Raw genomic sequence first — 15,588 nt, 5'->3', positions numbered from 1 at the left:
TTTTCAGGAAAATGAAAACGTATCCACCGTCTCATACATTGGCGTTTGTCCAAGCCTTGTCACATAAAGTACAAAACCGTCTACTGACCATGAATTTCCATGTGAAACATGTTCTGTAACGATTTCGGAAACTCCATAATGATCCATACCAGGAAGTGATCCAAGATATTTTCTGGCTACAGTAACATGTGGACGATAAGGTCTTAACTCGGCTTCAAAACCTAAACTTTTTGTAGCCTTTACAATTTGTTGCTGTAAGTGATGTAATCGCTCTATATCTCCGTTAACACCCCTCCAGAGAACTTTCGGCGTTTTCTCCAGACCAAACGTTCCCCATTCCGATAGCTGCAAGTCAAACGTCTGAACATCGGCGGCCACTTTGTGCAGAGCTGCTCGAAGATGACCGACATCACTCATCAATGTATCTCCCAGAAATTGCAAGGTAATATGATAATCTCTATGGTCTGTCCACTTACGAAAATCAAGCTTGTTCCGTATTAACTGTGCCTGCATGTAAAGAAACTGCTGAATAGATTCAGGCAGACGCACAGCAATAAACAGACGTTCCCGTCTGGAGGCATGTTCTTGAAGTTTTTGGGCAATCATTGCATACACCTCTCTAAAGTTCGCTCTATTATTCCATAACTATGCATATCATTTCAAGCTGGGTAAATATAGAGTGACACACAATATGGATTTTGCATATCAGACTTCATTCCTGCATTTTCCATTTCCATGCACTTGATGCACTGAATCTGATACACTTGACAAGACTAATTCATCGATCTCAGGAGGCACACACATTATGGGTAAAATCGTATGTTTTCCATCTTTATCCGAAGAACAACAGCAACAGATCCAGCAGGCGGCGCCAGGATACACGATCAAAGTGGGTAAAGCAAAGGATCTGGAACCTACTGAATTAAAAGAGGCCGAAATCATACTGGGCTGGTCCCCCCTTGTTACTGAACATGCACTGCATCAGGACAGCCCTTTGAAATGGATCCAGGTCTGGTCAGCCGGTGTAGATAATCTCCCATTCGCGGAGCTACAACATAAAAATATTCAGGTGACCAGCGCCAACGGCGTTCATGCCATTCCTATTACAGAAATCATTCTGGGCATGATGTTATCCCACAGCCGCTGGTTGAGACAAGCTATGCTGTATCAGCAGCAAGCTGAATGGAAAAATCCCGGCAAAGCACTGCCAGAGTTGCATGGTAAGACAGCTGTGATCGTCGGAGTCGGCGAGATTGGTACAGAAACAGCCCGTGTATTAAAAGCACTGGGCATGCGTACAATTGGAGTACGACGCTCTGGAAAAGACGTACCCCATGTAGACCGTATGTATGATATGTCTGGACTCCATGAAGCTATCAGCCAAGGTGACTATGTAATTAACATTCTGCCATTGACCGACGAAACCCGGCATATTTACGATCAGAAAACCTTTAACCATTTCAAAACTGATGCATGTTTTGTCAATGTAGGTCGCGGCCCCAGCGTAAACACGGAGGCGTTGCTGGATGCCCTGCAGAGCGGTAAAATTGCCTTCGCTGCTCTGGACGTATTCGAAGAGGAACCTCTTCCAGCAAACCACCCGCTATGGGGCATGGACAATGTGTTAATTACACCTCACATCGCAGGAAGCACGGAACAATATACCCATCGCGCTCTCGATATTTTCATCAAAAATCTGGAAGCCTACGTTGCTGGTAAAACTCTTCCGCTCAACCTTGTCGATTATAGTCATAAATATTAACACAAACATCCGTTCCCATGCAACTTGTTCAACATGATGGCTGATCATGCTGAATCAAATCGGAACAAAAAACACTCCACAAGGGATACTTTCTTCCTTCGTGGAGTGTTTATTATGCACTCTATCGTATATTTGCATACATATCCCGATCATCACATACATACCCAGACATGGCGTACAAATGTGCCTTTACGCACCGTTATGTACTTTTCTATCGTCCATCCCGCTTCCAGCAAGTGAGCCTGCACCCACTCTGTGGAAACAACGACAGCTCGTTTGCATAACTTGCGTAATTTTTGGAGCATCTCTCGCTGCTCTTGATCGGGAAGAATAGAACAAAGATTATAGGGCATGTCGAATATTGCCGAATCATACATCCCCTCCAAATCCCTCATGTCTCCCAAAGTAATTCGATTGGCATCATATCCGAAATGAGGTAAATTAACTCTTGCCCCGCGCACCGCAAGTGAATTAAGATCATTGCCTACTGTATCAATCCCCATCGATAAAGCTTCAATGACCACCGTTCCCATTCCACAGCATGGATCAAGCAATCGATAGTTTTCCACCACTGGAACAGCAACGTTTACCAGCGCCCTTGCTAAGGTGGCACCGAAACCTGTAGAGTAGTTTTGCGGCTTCTGCTGATGGATTTGCCACGATTTGTCCGATTCTGTCCACTGACCCAAGATCCATTTTTGGCCTGTTTTGATTAGTCCGAAAGTCACTTTAGGTCGCTTCATCTGAGCCTTCCCATGGATGCACATCCCGATGTCTTTTTCAAACTTCCGTGCCTGAGCATAGTCAGGTGGAGTATCCCCTGCCTTCAGACAAACCACCTTAAATGTCTCATCTTGCTGTAAACGAATGTTTCGCGCTATAGGTAGCAGCTCAGTAATCGAGCCTCCTTCACCCAATACATTCAGCCGTCCATGAATAAATGGACTTCTTCCCGGCGGGATCCATCGCTCAGACCTAATATAAGAACCGCTGGTAATGCGCATTTCTGAATCTGCCTTAAGCAATGTACTTAATTCAAGATGGCATAACTCACGTTCATTTTCATGACAGGCAAAGATGTATATATATGTAGCTGCCATCATAATCCCCCTCATTTCTTGGTTCTACTTTTCAATTCAAAAAAATAAGGGATCCCATTGCTGGATATCCCTTTCAACTTCATTTTTAGGACCTGGTCTTAAACTCAAACTTTGACGACAAATCCACCTTGTTCAAACAATCGTTTTACCCTGTTTCTTCTATTATAAAGAACGGCTTATACTTTTAACTTTTCAATGGATGTGAGAAGATCGTCAGACAACTCTTTTAACGTTTGAATATTACTGCTGATGGTCTCCATAGAACCGACTTGTTCCTCAGCCGAAGCAGAGACTTCCTCCACACTAGCCGCCGATTGTTCAGACACTGCAGAAATCTGCTGACTGAAATCATTCATCTGGCCACTGCTCTCTTCCATACCTGAAAGTCCTTCTGACATGGTACCAATAACCTCCACCATACCTTCAACTGATGTATTGATGGTTCTGAACAACTGGCCTGAAGCAAGTATACGCTCCTGCCCTAATTCCGTTTCTTGAACACCAACACGTAACTCGTTCACTACACCCTGTGAATCTTGCTGAATATCCTGAGTGATGGTCGTAATTTCTTCAACGGAAGCTTGAACTGCCTCAGACAATTTCCTGACCTCCGATGCTACAACAGCAAAACCGCGTCCACTCTCTCCAGCCCGTGCCGCCTCAATCGAAGCATTCAACGCCAGCAAATTCGTTTGACGAGCGATGTCATGAATGACCAGAACCAGTTTGGAAATGTCTTCATTTTTACGGTTTAACTGCTCCATTTTGCTCATTGAGGAAGACACTGCGCTGGCAATCTGCTGCATCTGTTGCACGGATTCTTCCATCGATTTGCGACCGCTCTGTCCCTGCTCCAACACTTGATTGGACATCGTACGAAGCTGATTCCCCTGTTCCGCATGCTGCTGAATATGAATATTCAAATCTTCCACTGTGCGAGCCGACTCCACAGCAGTCTGAGCCTGACTCTCAGCCGCCTTAGCCGATTCCTCCATTGTGATTGCAATTTGCTGACTACCGATCTTCACTTCTTCCGAAGCAATGGCCAGTTCGCTACTCTGACGATTTACCGATTCAGCTACACGCCTTACATTGAGCACGATCGAGGTCAGGTTACCTTTCATCTCATTGACTGCTTTCGCCAAGGCACCCACTTCATCTTCATGTTTGGTATGTACATCCTGCACGTTCAATTGACCCTCCGCGATCAATTTAACCGCACTGATGACACGAAGCAAAGGTTTAACCACCTGTGTACGGATGACAGGAACAAATATGGCAGTAATGATAATCATCGCAAGCACACCTATGATCACAGACAACCTGCCATCTTGAACGGAACGAATCGTTTGAGCTGCCGAAATATCCGATTGCTGCTGATTATAGTTGACGAGATAATCCAGATCGACTTGCATGGTATCAAAGGATTCTGCACCTTTGTCAGCTACTTCTTTAGCAAGTTGCGTCTCTCCTTCGTCACTCAATCGAATCGCCTGCGAGTTAATTTTCAGATATCCTTCCCACTTCTCCTTAAACGCTGTCCAATGTTCCGTTTCTTCCGCAGACTTTTTCTGTTTATCATAAATGGTTATAGCTTGTGCAGTTTCACGAATAAATTTGGTACGCTCTTCGTTAATCTTTGGCCTGTCAGCTGATTCAGCGTCAAAATAACGATAACTTAGGGACAAAATATGCTCCGTTGTGTAATTTAATCGGTTAATTTCTTGGATGGAAGGCATCCAGTTACCTGTAATATCATTTGTATTGGTCTCAATTGAATTCATTCGGCCAATAATGGTAACGCTTAAAATGATTAAACAGAGGATTAACAAGTAAAACGCGATGCTGATACGCAGACCGATACTCTTGATTTTAAATCGGCTAAACATATAATTTCCTCCTAATGACAACTTTCGCCACATTTACAATTTAGTGCTTTTCTCGCAATTAAACCCATCTATTGGCCCCTTGCAAATTACACTCTAATATAATATATCTGCATGATAGCGATAAAGTATTATAGCATTCTTTTGTCGTTAGACGCTGTAATCCGTGAAATTTTGTTGAACTTTATTGAATGAGAAATGAGCTGCAAGACCTGTATTATTCAGATCTGCAGCTCATAGCCACCTTAGCATCACCTAACACTTGATTAGGTTTAATCAGATTCAATTTGCCCTTTAACTCATTCTACATTTATCTCTTTTTCAAAAACGATTCAACAATTTCACCGAAGCCCAGCTAGCAAACGATAGGACTCCAGCCTGCGTTCATAATCAGGACCAGCCGTTACCACGAGTATGCGGTTGGTATTTAGCCGTTGCCCTGCTTGCCGAATGTATTGCCATATTTGTTCGGGTGTGCCGGCAACATGCCGTTGCACTTCTTTATCCTCTTTGTTGGAAGAATTACTCTGAGAGCTGCCCTTGACCGTATCCATGTTATTTTCTCGCTCGTTTGTGTCACGATTTCCTTTGCGCTGGCTCGCTATCTCCATGCTCCAATGTATAGCATCGTTCTCCGTTGCCGCACACATTGCACTGACTGCCACCATGACTTCGGGTTCCTTCAGCCCGGCACTAGGCACGAATTCCTCTCGATAACGGCGTACAGCCTCCACCCCGTCCGAATCACTCATGAACTGTCCAAAAACATAACCCATACCAAACTGTGCAGCATATACTGCGCTTTTGACATTGGTACCTAGCATCCATAGAGATAATGGAATTTCCGGGACCGGACGCGCTGTAACCATAACATCCTCATACGCAAAACGATCTTCCAGCAACTCGGTAAGCGAAGCCAGTTTGGCGGGCAGATCGGAGACATGCTGCAAATAATTTCCACTAAGCGCCATCGTTGCATGAGGCCCTCCGCCCGGCGCTCTTCCCAATCCAAGCTCGATCCGTCCCGGATAGAGCGAGGCCAGCAGGCGGAACGACTCCGCAACCTTGAGCGGACTATAATGCGGAAGAAGAACGGCTCCCGACCCAAGCAGAATGGTATCTGTCTTTGCACCAATATGAGACAGCAGCACCTCAGGAGAAGCAGAAGCAAGTTCAGCCATATCATGATGCTCAGAAGTCCAGTATCGTCTATATCCCCATGCTTCAGCTTGTTGAGCCAACAGTACTGCTTGCTGAAGAGCGTGCTCAGCGGATGCCCCATTCAGTCTAGGAACGAGATCCAACACGCCCAGACTAAACTTTTCTCCAGAACGATCTTGGGTGTCGATACCCCACTTCTTTCCTGCATTAGTCCAGATCATAGATCGAACCGACCTTCAGGCCGTAAAGTTCATTATAAATTTTCTCAGCAAATGCATCGGTCATCCCAGCAATATAATCAATCACCATATGTTCCCAAGTCCAGATTGGCTGCGCTTTGGCTTGATCCTTCTCATATCGTTGCAACCAATCGGAAGGAATGATGGATTTTGAAGTTTCTGGATCGAGAAATGCATCCCAGAGCCGTTTAATCATCCACTCACTGCGCTTCTGCAAGCGCTGAACACGCAGATCCCGAATCATCGTCACCCAGGCGAAACTCTTGAGTACACTCACGGTGCGCAGCATGTCGAGGTCTTCTACGCCTTCGCGGACAAAGGTTACTTTTTTCCAATCCCCTTCATCGATGACTCCTAGACTGCCTACGAAAAGACTGACCCAATAGGCCTTTACCTCACGACGAGTACGCGAGTAATCATGCTCGCAGAAAGGCATTTTCTCATTCCAGATGCGCAGGAACGATGCGAGGACTTCTTCCACTTTTTCCGCGATTGCTTCCCTTGTCCAGCCCTTCCAGAACAGATCTTCAAGTGTAGTAATTTTGTCTACGATGAGCCTGTTGATATGCTGGTCTTGCAGAAAATGCTCATGCACCTCGATTTTGCCTGCCTTAATGCCATCCTCCAGGTCATGTGCGGAATACGCAATATCATCGCATAGATCCATCAGTTGTGCTTCAAGCGTTTTCTTGCCTGCCGGGATGTTCCAGCGCTCCCGAATCTCACGAATGTACTGCCACTCGTGGTGGTACATGCCTTTTTTGCTTTCTGTTCCAGGGTACGGGTACTTGTTGATCCCTAGCAGCACAGCATCCGACAAATTCAGTCCATCGATATCTTCACGTTTCTCCAAATACATGATCAGGCGGAAGTTATGTGCGTTGCCTTCAAAATGCTCATATTTCCGTTTCAACTCTGCTCGCACGTCGGATTCAGCCTTAGGAGCTTTTGCTGCCCGACTTTTTTTCATAATCTTCTTCGTCTCGCTGTTGATCAGATCGTCTAAAATACCATCAAGCACTTCTTCCCCTTTATGTCCAAAAGGTGGATGACCAAAGTCATGTGCGATCGCTGCACATTCTACAACTTCCGAATCTATGATCAGTCCAGGGCTCTCTGCCCGGCCCCAATCTACCTCCGGGTAATGCCGTAGCAGACTTCTCGCCGCTTCTCGTGCAATCTGTGCCACCTCAAGGGAATGGGTCAGACGTGTCCGGTAATAATCCCCTGTGCCTGCACCAAACACTTGTGATTTCCCCTGCAATCTCCGGAACGTTGGGGAATGAATCAATCGCGAATAGTCGCGCTCATACGCCGCACGAGAGCCTTCCAGTTTCGTAAGTTCAGGGTATTGTCTATGTTCTCTCAGATCATGCCATTGCATGTGAATCACTCCTAGCCGACTGTCTCTATTTTGAGTGATTATACACAACATCTGCGGTTTCGAAAAGCAAAATCCGTCTGTCATGTCATCTCTTCTTACATCAACTACTGATGTACCACACTCTCTCTATTTATTATACCCTGCGAGACTAGTGTCTGTGCATAGAATTAAGAACCTCCATATATATGAAAACCCGACAGGCCAATAACGTCCTGTCGGGTCAAACTGCAAACTAAATTTTATATCTTATATCTAACAGACTTACACCATCACTTTGCAGATATCATTCGTAAACTCTACCGGATCTTGAATCGGCAATCCTTCAATCAGCAATGCTTGGTGATACAAGAGGCTCGTATACAAGCTCAGCTTCTCTTTATCCTGCGCAAAAGCGTCTTTCAACGATTTGAATACATCATGGTTCACGTTGATCTCCAACACTTTGTCCGCTTGAACATCGCCGCTGTTCGGCATAGCTTTGAGCACCTTTTCCATCTCGATCGTCAGTTCGCCCTCTGTGGACAAACATACGGGATGGCTGCGAAGGCGTTTGGACGCTTTCACCGCTTTGACTTTACCTGCCAATTGAGCCTGCATGGCTTCGAACAATTCCTTGTTGTCATTGTCCTGTGCTTCGTTCTCTTCCTTCTCTGCACTGTCTTCGATACCCAGATCACCGCTGGAGATCGATTTGAACTCTTTTTCCTTGTAGTTCATGATCATCTTGATCGCGAATTCATCGATATCGTCGGTGAAGTAGAGCACTTCGTACCCTTTTTCCAACACCCCTTCGATCTGTGGCAGTTTTTCGATCCGGCTGATGGACTCACCCGCAGCATAATAGATATACTTCTGATCTTCCGGCATTCTGGAAACATATTCATCCAAGCTCACCAGCTTGTTCTCTTTAGAAGACGTGAACAGCAATAGATCCTGCAATGTGTCTTTGTTTGCGCCATAATCGCTGTATACGCCGTATTTCAGTTGACGACCAAACGCTTGATAGAACTTCTCGTAGTTCTCGCGCTCGTCTTTGAGCAGGCTTTGCAATTGGCCTTTAATTTTGTTTTTGATGTTCTTCGCAATCAGGCTCAGCTGACGGTCATGCTGAAGCATCTCACGGGAGATGTTCAGAGACAGATCCTCGGAATCCACCATACCTTTGACAAAACCAAAGTAATCTGGCAACAAGTCGCCGCACTTATCCATGATCAATACACCGTTGGAGTAAAGTTCGAGCCCTTTTTCATACTCTTTGGTATAGTAGTCAAACGGTGTATTCTCCGGGATAAACAGGATCGCATTGTACACTACAGCGCCGTCTGCGCTAATGTGCAGATGTTTCAGCGGTTTGTCAAAACCGTACCGTTTCTCCATATAGAAGTTGGTATAGTCTTCTTCAGTCAGTTCGCTTTTATTTTTACGCCAGATCGGCACCATGCTATTGACCGTTTGTTCTTCCTTGTAATCCTCGAACTCGTTCTCCGTACCTTCCTTCGGACGGTGATTGGTCACATCCATTTTGATCGGATAACGAATGAAGTCAGAGTATTTCTTGATGATGGATCTCAAGCGATACTCTTCCAAAAACTCATCATACGAGTCTTCTTCGGTGTTTTGTTTAATTGTTAGAACGATTTCTGTACCCACGGTGTCTTTCTCCGCAGGTGTAATCGTGTAGCCGTCGGCACCTTCGGATTCCCATTTCCACGCTTCGTTGCTGCCCAGCGTTTTACTCGTTACCGTCAGCTTGTCCGCCACCATGAACGCCGAGTAGAAACCTACCCCGAATTGACCGATAATGTTATGGCCGTCTTTGGCTTCGTTCTCTTTTTTGAAGGCCAGGGAACCACTCTTCGCAATGACACCCAGGTTATTCTCCAGCTCTTCCTGTGTCATACCAATCCCGGTATCCGTGATCGTAAGCGTACGGTTATCTTTATCTACTGTCAGCTTAATGAAGTAATCCTCTTTGTTGAAGACGAGTGTGTCGTCTGTCAGTGCTTTGTAATAAATTTTGTCGATGGCATCACTGGAGTTCGAGATCAACTCTCTGAGAAAAATTTCTTTCTGAGTGTAAATGGAGTTGATCATCATATCCAGCAAACGTTTGGATTCTGCCTGAAATTCTTTTTTAATCGCCATGAATGAAGTGCTCCTTTCGAATTTGGGTATTGAATGATCCAGTTGAAAGTATGGGCGTACTGAGCCATATTTTCGATAAAACCATTCCATATGTAGTGGTGTGTATTCGTCACTCTGTTAGCACTCATATAGAAAGAGTGCTAAACCCTTCTTTTTATATAACATATGGGAAAATTGGGTGTCAATACAGAAAGGCTTATTTTAACAAAATGATTGATTTCACTCTGTAAAAAACGATTAAACTTCTATACGGACAACCACCCTTCACAGTGTAACGCACTTGCTCCAGCAATACAAAAACCGCCACGAATGGATATTCGGGACGGTTGGGTGAAATCGGCTATTTCTTCGCCATCTTTGGATCAAGAGTGTCACGCAGGCCATCACCCATGAGATTGAAACCAAGTACCGTCAACATAATGGAGAGACCGGGAAAAATGAGCGTCCATGGTGCCTTTTGGATATACTGGCGTGAATCCGAAAGCATCTTGCCCCATTCCGGATCTGGCGGTTGTGCGCCCATACCTAGAAATCCAAGCGCCGCTGCCTCGATAATCGCTGTACCGATTCCGAGTGTACCTTGCACAATAAGTGGAGTAAGACTGTTTGGTAAAATGTGCCGAAACAAGATTCGTCCGTTGCCCGCTCCCAATGTTCGTGCTGATGTAATAAACTCCTCCTGCCGCAAGCTAAGTACACGCGACCGCACCAACCGTCCATACGTTGGAATATTCACGATGGCAATGGCGAGCAATGCATTCTGCAAAGAAGGGCCCAGAATTGCGACAATCGCGATCGCCAGCAAGATGCCTGGAAACGCCAGTAAAATATCAAACAGACGTGAGATCAGCATATCCGCCCATTTCCCATAGAACCCCGCAACCAGTCCGAGCAATGCTCCAGCAATAATCGAACCAATGACGGAAAAAAATCCAACCCACAACGATATTCGTGCGCCGTGAATCACACGCGAAAACACATCCCGTCCCAGGTCATCTGTCCCGAACCAGTGCTCTGCCGACGGAGCTTGAAGCCTGTCCTGTAACACCTGCTCTTTGTAATCATAAGGCGCAATATAGGGAGCAAGGAAGGCTAATACGATGAAAAAAACAATAATGATCAAGCCTGCCAACGCAAGTTGATTTCGCCGAAACGTCCTCCACGCCTCACGCCAAGGACCCGATCTACTCGCACTGGCTGCGTCAACGGTTTGTCCGGTATTGGTCGACAATTTGGCCATACAGGTTCTCCTTTGCTGAACTTAGATATGTTGAACGGGAAAATTCGGTGACACATGCACAGCCTAAGCTTCCGAAGCAACTTCTTTCACAAGGTACAAGGTTGCTTGCTTCCTTGCATGGGTATGCCTGTGAATCCGGTTTCCTATTTGTAGCTGATTCTCGGATCAAACACTGCATAGAGCAAATCGACAATCAGATTGATCAACACAAAAAAGAAAGCTACGATCAAGATTCCACTCTGAATCACAGGATAATCCCGTGAACTAATCGCTTCATATATATAACGCCCTACACCCGGCCAGGCAAAAATCGTTTCCGTCAGCACCGCGCCACCCAGCAGGGATCCAGTTTGAATGCCGATGACAGTCAACACAGGGATAAATGCATTTTTCAGCGCATGCCCGTATACGACAAAAAACGGCCCCAATCCTTTCGCCTTGGCGGTACGAATATAATCGGAACTCATCACTTCCAGCATGCTGGAACGTGTCATGCGCGCGATCACAGCCATCGGGATGGTGCCCAGTGCTACACTTGGCAGAATCAGATGTTTGGTCACCGTCCACAGCTGATCCCAGCGTCCGGCAAACATCGTATCCAGCACATACAAACCCGTAATCGCCTCTACCGGATCACGTGCGTTCATTCGTCCAATAGACGGCAGCCATTGCAGTTTGTTGGCAAACAGCCATTGCTCCATTAACCCGAGCCAAAAAATCGGCATCGATACACCTACAAGCGCAATCACCATGCAGCAGTAATCAAACCAGGAGTTGTGCTTCCATGCGCTAACAATCCCTGCATTCACACCAATAATGACAGCAAACAACATACTTGCCATCGTAAGTTCGAGTGTCGCTGTCAGATAAGGCACGATTTCCTGGGCAATAGGCACCTTGGTGCGAATGGATGTGCCCAGATCCCCTTTCAGCAAGTCGCCTAGATAGGCGAAATATTGCTGGAACCAGGGTTTGTCCAGTCCGAGCTGATCCCTTAGAGCCTGTTTGGATTGTTCCGTTGCCTTTTGCCCCAGAATTGTCTCGGCCGGATCACCAGGTATGGCATGAATGATAGAAAAAACGATCAATGTCATGCCCAGCAAAACGGGCAGCAGTACCAGCACACGTTTGACAATATAGCTGTTCACTTCCAGATCACCTGCCCTAAAGGGTTCATCTGCATGATTTCAACTTTGGCAAAATAATAGAAATAACGCTGACGAACACGTATGCTTTGGCTCGTCACTACCCGGATGTAAAATCTAATAAGCATTGCATGTCCGCCAGCGCATAACTTGGTTTAACACTTGCGTTTAGTTTTACATTTACGTGGTCGTCTGCAGGCAACATTTGCGTTTTTTTATTACTTTTGGAACTTCACTACAGCACTCTCAAGTTTCAGTAAACACACTTATTCAAAATAAGCCCCCACATACGATTCTGTTCCCAGCGGAGAGGTTACAAAACCCTTCAGGCTTGCTTTCCCGGCGAGAATCGGTGTGGTATGCACAAGTGGAATCCAAGGCGCGTCTTCTTTGATGATGACCTGAGCCTGTTTGTACAGTTCGGCACGTTTATCCTGATCCGTCTCTATTTGTGCTTTCGTGAGCAACGTATGCAACTCTTCATTTACATAGTAGCTGCGGTTGTTGCCTGGAATGGCGTCTTTGTCCAAAAGGGTATACAGGAAGTTGTCCGGGTCACCGTTGTCCCCTGTCCAGCCGAGCATGTAGAGATCGTCCTTCTCCCCGGCTTTGGAATCTTCCAGATAGGTCGCCCACTCCGGAGATTCGATGGTTGTTTTCACACCAATTTTCTCAAAATCAGCCTGAATCGCTTCGGCTACCTTCTTGCCGTCAGGCATGTACGGACGGGATACCGGCATGGCATAAAATGTGACCGGATCAGGCAATCCGTCAGGGAAGCCGGCTTCGGCCAGCAAAGCTTTTGCTTTTTCCAGATCATACGCGTAATCTTCGATCTCATCGTTATACCCCCACAGCGTAGGTGGCATCGGGTTTACGGCAGGCTCTGCCTGTCCAGCAAAGAACGCATCGATGATGGCTTGTTTGTTCACGGCATGGTTCAGGGCTTGTCTGACTTTCACGTTATCAAACGGTTTTTTCTTAAAATTAAATCCGATATATGCCACGTTGAACGGTGGACGTTCAATCTTCTGCAGCTCGCTGTTACCCTCCAAAATGCTCAAATCATCCGGGTTCAGGTCTTCCATGATATCGATCTCGCCATTTTGCAATGCATTGAAACGAGCCGTGTTGTCCGGGATGGAACGCACGATTACCTTGTTCAGCTTCGGGAAACCTTCCCTCCAGTAGTTTGCATTTTTCTCCAGCGTGATCGAGTCATTCCGCTTCCACTCTTTGAATACAAACGGGCCGGTGCCGACAGGCTCACTCTTGAAGTTTTCTTTCTTCTCCTGGATGGCGGCTGGACTGCCAATGCCAAACGGAGTCATCGCAATATTTTGCAGGAAAGGAGCTTGCGGCTGGTTCAGGGTAAACTCCACTGTCGATTCATCGAGTGCCTTCACTTCCTTGATCACACGCGCGCCATCTGGCCCAAACATGGAATCATAATAGTCGAAAGAATCCCCTTCGAATTTATATTCACTTGCCGGATCGCTCCAGCGATTAAAATTAAACACCACGGCATCCGCGTTAAAATCAGTGCCATCATGGAACTTCACCCCGGATTTCAGCTTAAACACATACTTCAGCCCGTCCGCGGAAATTTCCCAGCTCTCAGCCAGCGCCGGAACTACTTCGGTTCCACCCTCTTTGTAATCGAGGAGCGAATCAAACACCTGATGCCCGATCTTGAGGGATTCTCCATCCGTTACGATCGAAGGATCGAGCGCAACCGAGTCCCCGCCTCGTCCCATAATCATCGTATCCTGGGCGGCCGCTTCTGTAGGAGGATCATTACCTTCGGCAGGTGCTGGCGTACCTTCCCCACCTTCCTTGCTACTGGAGCAGCCAGATAACACAAGTACGGTACTCAGTGCCAAAGTCAATAAACCGGACATCCATTTTTTTCTCATTCGCATACGATACAACACCCTTCCCTATCTCATAATGTGTGTGATGCTTGCGACCGAAAAACGGTACCTCTGGCCGTGTGTGCGATGATGTAGTGGCGATGCTAGCTAGTCATCAGATAATCCCTGGTTGTAATTCTTTAGATTCTTGTATCATCTATTAAAGGCTTTATATGCCTCTGATACCTGTGTTGGAGTGTTGAGAATTTGGAAACGAGTAAGTTAGTAGTGTGAGAGAGTACGTAGATGTAGAACCATTGAAAAAAATCTGGATCAACGGATTGCCGGCGTTTAAGCAAACAGCATGGAATTTCAAACAATAATAGACCACAAAAATAAACAGGATGGCGTAACAGCCTTCATCAAGTTATTCTAGGGAGCTTGGGTCGGTTATTTAGTGTATTAGGGAATTCATCTTCAACTTTGCAAGCTAGTGCAGTTCATCTATTTGAACCAAGGTCAATTCGAATCAGCGAATTTGTCCTTAAATGGGTAGACGCAAAGATCCAAAACATTCGCCATAGGCATTTTGTTCCGTGAGTTTGTCTTCATGAGGTGTAAAACTCGCTAGATTTACGGGTAGAAAAAGAATAGAACAGATCGACACTACAATAACTTTTCATGTTATGGTTTTGTCATGATGAGGAGGTTTGTGTATTAAATCGTGGTGAAAAACATTTTCGTGTAACTTACTTTACATCACATTTACCAATTAGACAAGAACTTTACAGACATACGTTTTTAACAATATTACACGCGTCAGAATTAGTGACATTATGTATAAAAAAGGAACACAGATCGACATTAATCGCCCATGTTCCCTGCTTTCCTCCAGGTTCAGATCTGTTCTATTTGTACAGCTGACTCATTGAGACTTAACCATAGACGGATCAAATGTTTACCTATAAGTATGTCATAAAATGTTTAAAATAACGGGCAATTTAGCACAATACAATGTTTGCGAAATGTTCCATATAGTGATATATTTGTATAGTATAACGAACAAAATAGAGGGGGGGTTACTTCTTGAATGCTATACACATCAGGATAGGAAACAACCTGCAACGTATTAGAAAACATAGGCAGTTAAGCTTAGATAAGCTTGCTGATTTAACAAAGGTTAGTAAAGGTATGCTTCATCAAATTGAGCGAGGAGAAACGCAGCCCACAGTAACAACCGTATGGAAAATTGCTACGGGACTCAATATTTCGTTTTCATCTCTACTTAAAGAGGATGAGGCAGTAGTATCCATTGCAGCTCGAAAAGAAATTCCAGATTTAACAGAAGACAATGGAAATTGTAGAGTATACTTAATGTTTCCGTTTGACCCCCAAACACGTATTGAAATGTTTACGATTATTCTAAGTCCTACTTGTAACTATGTCTCACTCCCACACAATGATGGGGTTCAAGAGTACATCACAGTTATCTCAGGAGTGTTTAATCTACAGATTAAGGATGAAATATACGCCTTACCAGAAGGACAGGCTATAAGATTTGCAGGCAATGTTGAACACCGTTATATAAATAAATCGGACGAAGATGTAACGATACAGGTTGTTATGTATTATGCGGAACCTTAATTGCATGTAATCATTAAGGAGGGATACAC

The 15,588-nt window shown here is 45.4% G+C and carries 12 protein-coding genes; 2 read left to right on the top strand and 10 right to left on the bottom strand.

What is annotated here, in order from left to right; all coding sequences use genetic code 11:
* Positions 1-3: 3 nt before the first annotated feature.
* A complete protein-coding gene (thpR, locus tag ABIE27_RS21535; RefSeq protein WP_429351449.1) occupies positions 4-606 on the bottom strand; it encodes an RNA 2',3'-cyclic phosphodiesterase in 603 nt (200 codons plus the stop codon).
* Between the two features lie 199 nt (positions 607-805).
* On the opposite strand from thpR, the gene ABIE27_RS21530 reads away from it, so the two are divergent.
* Positions 806-1,762, top strand: coding sequence for a D-2-hydroxyacid dehydrogenase (locus tag ABIE27_RS21530; protein WP_429351448.1), 957 nt, complete (start codon positions 806-808; stop codon positions 1,760-1,762).
* Between the two features lie 152 nt (positions 1,763-1,914).
* On the opposite strand, the gene ABIE27_RS21525 is transcribed toward ABIE27_RS21530, so the two are convergent.
* The 9 genes from ABIE27_RS21525 to ABIE27_RS21485 form a co-directional block, all read right to left on the bottom strand.
* Entirely contained in the window at positions 1,915-2,862 is a 948-nt protein-coding gene (locus tag ABIE27_RS21525; RefSeq protein WP_429351447.1) for a TRM11 family SAM-dependent methyltransferase, read from the bottom strand.
* A 176-nt stretch (positions 2,863-3,038) separates the two neighbouring features.
* Positions 3,039-4,751: a HAMP domain-containing methyl-accepting chemotaxis protein gene (locus ABIE27_RS21520; RefSeq protein WP_123063212.1), complete on the bottom strand. Its 1,713-nt coding sequence runs from the start codon at positions 4,749-4,751 to the stop codon at positions 3,039-3,041.
* Positions 4,752-5,089: 338 nt separating this feature from the next.
* The gene (locus ABIE27_RS21515) at positions 5,090-6,130 is read right to left on the bottom strand and encodes an MsnO8 family LLM class oxidoreductase (protein ID WP_429351446.1); all 1,041 of its coding nucleotides are present in this window, start codon (positions 6,128-6,130) and stop codon (positions 5,090-5,092) included.
* The gene (locus ABIE27_RS21510; RefSeq protein WP_123063210.1) at positions 6,117-7,532 is read right to left on the bottom strand and encodes a deoxyguanosinetriphosphate triphosphohydrolase family protein; all 1,416 of its coding nucleotides are present in this window, start codon (positions 7,530-7,532) and stop codon (positions 6,117-6,119) included. The genes ABIE27_RS21515 and ABIE27_RS21510 overlap by 14 nt, the downstream gene beginning before the upstream one ends.
* Before the next feature lie 261 nt (positions 7,533-7,793).
* On the bottom strand, positions 7,794-9,677 hold the full coding sequence (gene htpG, locus ABIE27_RS21505; RefSeq protein ID WP_123063209.1) for a molecular chaperone HtpG: 1,884 nt from the start codon (positions 9,675-9,677) through the stop codon (positions 7,794-7,796).
* A 340-nt stretch (positions 9,678-10,017) separates the two neighbouring features.
* A complete protein-coding gene (gene nikC / locus ABIE27_RS21500; RefSeq protein WP_123063208.1) occupies positions 10,018-10,917 on the bottom strand; it encodes a nickel transporter permease in 900 nt (299 codons plus the stop codon).
* Between the two features lie 143 nt (positions 10,918-11,060).
* Positions 11,061-12,065 carry an ABC transporter permease gene (locus ABIE27_RS21495; protein ID WP_123063207.1) on the bottom strand — a complete coding sequence of 335 codons (1,005 nt, stop codon included), beginning with the start codon at positions 12,063-12,065 and terminating at the stop codon, positions 11,061-11,063.
* Complete coding sequence (locus ABIE27_RS21490) at positions 12,062-12,190, bottom strand: hypothetical protein (RefSeq protein ID WP_275670030.1); 129 nt, start codon at positions 12,188-12,190, stop codon at positions 12,062-12,064. Before ABIE27_RS21490 ends, ABIE27_RS21495 begins: the two co-directional genes overlap by 4 nt.
* A 138-nt stretch (positions 12,191-12,328) precedes the next feature.
* A complete protein-coding gene (locus ABIE27_RS21485; RefSeq protein WP_429351445.1) occupies positions 12,329-13,978 on the bottom strand; it encodes an ABC transporter substrate-binding protein in 1,650 nt (549 codons plus the stop codon).
* 1,023 nt (positions 13,979-15,001) lie between these two features.
* On the opposite strand from ABIE27_RS21485, the gene ABIE27_RS21480 reads away from it, so the two are divergent.
* Positions 15,002-15,559, top strand: coding sequence for a helix-turn-helix domain-containing protein (locus ABIE27_RS21480; protein WP_123063205.1), 558 nt, complete (start codon positions 15,002-15,004; stop codon positions 15,557-15,559).
* The last annotated feature ends 29 nt before the right edge of the window (positions 15,560-15,588 follow it).

This window comes from Paenibacillus sp. 4624 (assembly GCF_050435065.1).
GTDB classification, from domain to species: Bacteria; Bacillota; Bacilli; order Paenibacillales; family Paenibacillaceae; genus Paenibacillus; species Paenibacillus amylolyticus_D.
This window is presented reverse-complemented; position numbering and strand designations above follow the sequence as displayed.

Bases quoted from the DNA above. Each gene is read 5' to 3' on its own strand.
- ABIE27_RS21530 (WP_429351448.1), top strand. From the start codon at position 806: ATGGGTAAAATCGTATGTTTTCCATCTTTATCCGAAGAACAACAGCAA.
- htpG (WP_123063209.1), bottom strand. From the start codon at position 9,677: ATGGCGATTAAAAAAGAATTTCAGGCAGAATCCAAACGTTTGCTGGAT.
- ABIE27_RS21510 (WP_123063210.1), bottom strand. From the start codon at position 7,532: ATGCAATGGCATGATCTGAGAGAACATAGACAATACCCTGAACTTACG.
- thpR (WP_429351449.1), bottom strand. From the start codon at position 606: ATGATTGCCCAAAAACTTCAAGAACATGCCTCCAGACGGGAACGTCTG.
- ABIE27_RS21485 (WP_429351445.1), bottom strand. From the start codon at position 13,978: ATGAGAAAAAAATGGATGTCCGGTTTATTGACTTTGGCACTGAGTACC.
- ABIE27_RS21525 (WP_429351447.1), bottom strand. From the start codon at position 2,862: ATGGCAGCTACATATATATACATCTTTGCCTGTCATGAAAATGAACGT.
- ABIE27_RS21490 (WP_275670030.1), bottom strand. From the start codon at position 12,190: ATGCTTATTAGATTTTACATCCGGGTAGTGACGAGCCAAAGCATACGT.
- ABIE27_RS21515 (WP_429351446.1), bottom strand. From the start codon at position 6,130: ATGATCTGGACTAATGCAGGAAAGAAGTGGGGTATCGACACCCAAGAT.
- nikC (WP_123063208.1), bottom strand. From the start codon at position 10,917: ATGGCCAAATTGTCGACCAATACCGGACAAACCGTTGACGCAGCCAGT.
- ABIE27_RS21520 (WP_123063212.1), bottom strand. From the start codon at position 4,751: ATGTTTAGCCGATTTAAAATCAAGAGTATCGGTCTGCGTATCAGCATC.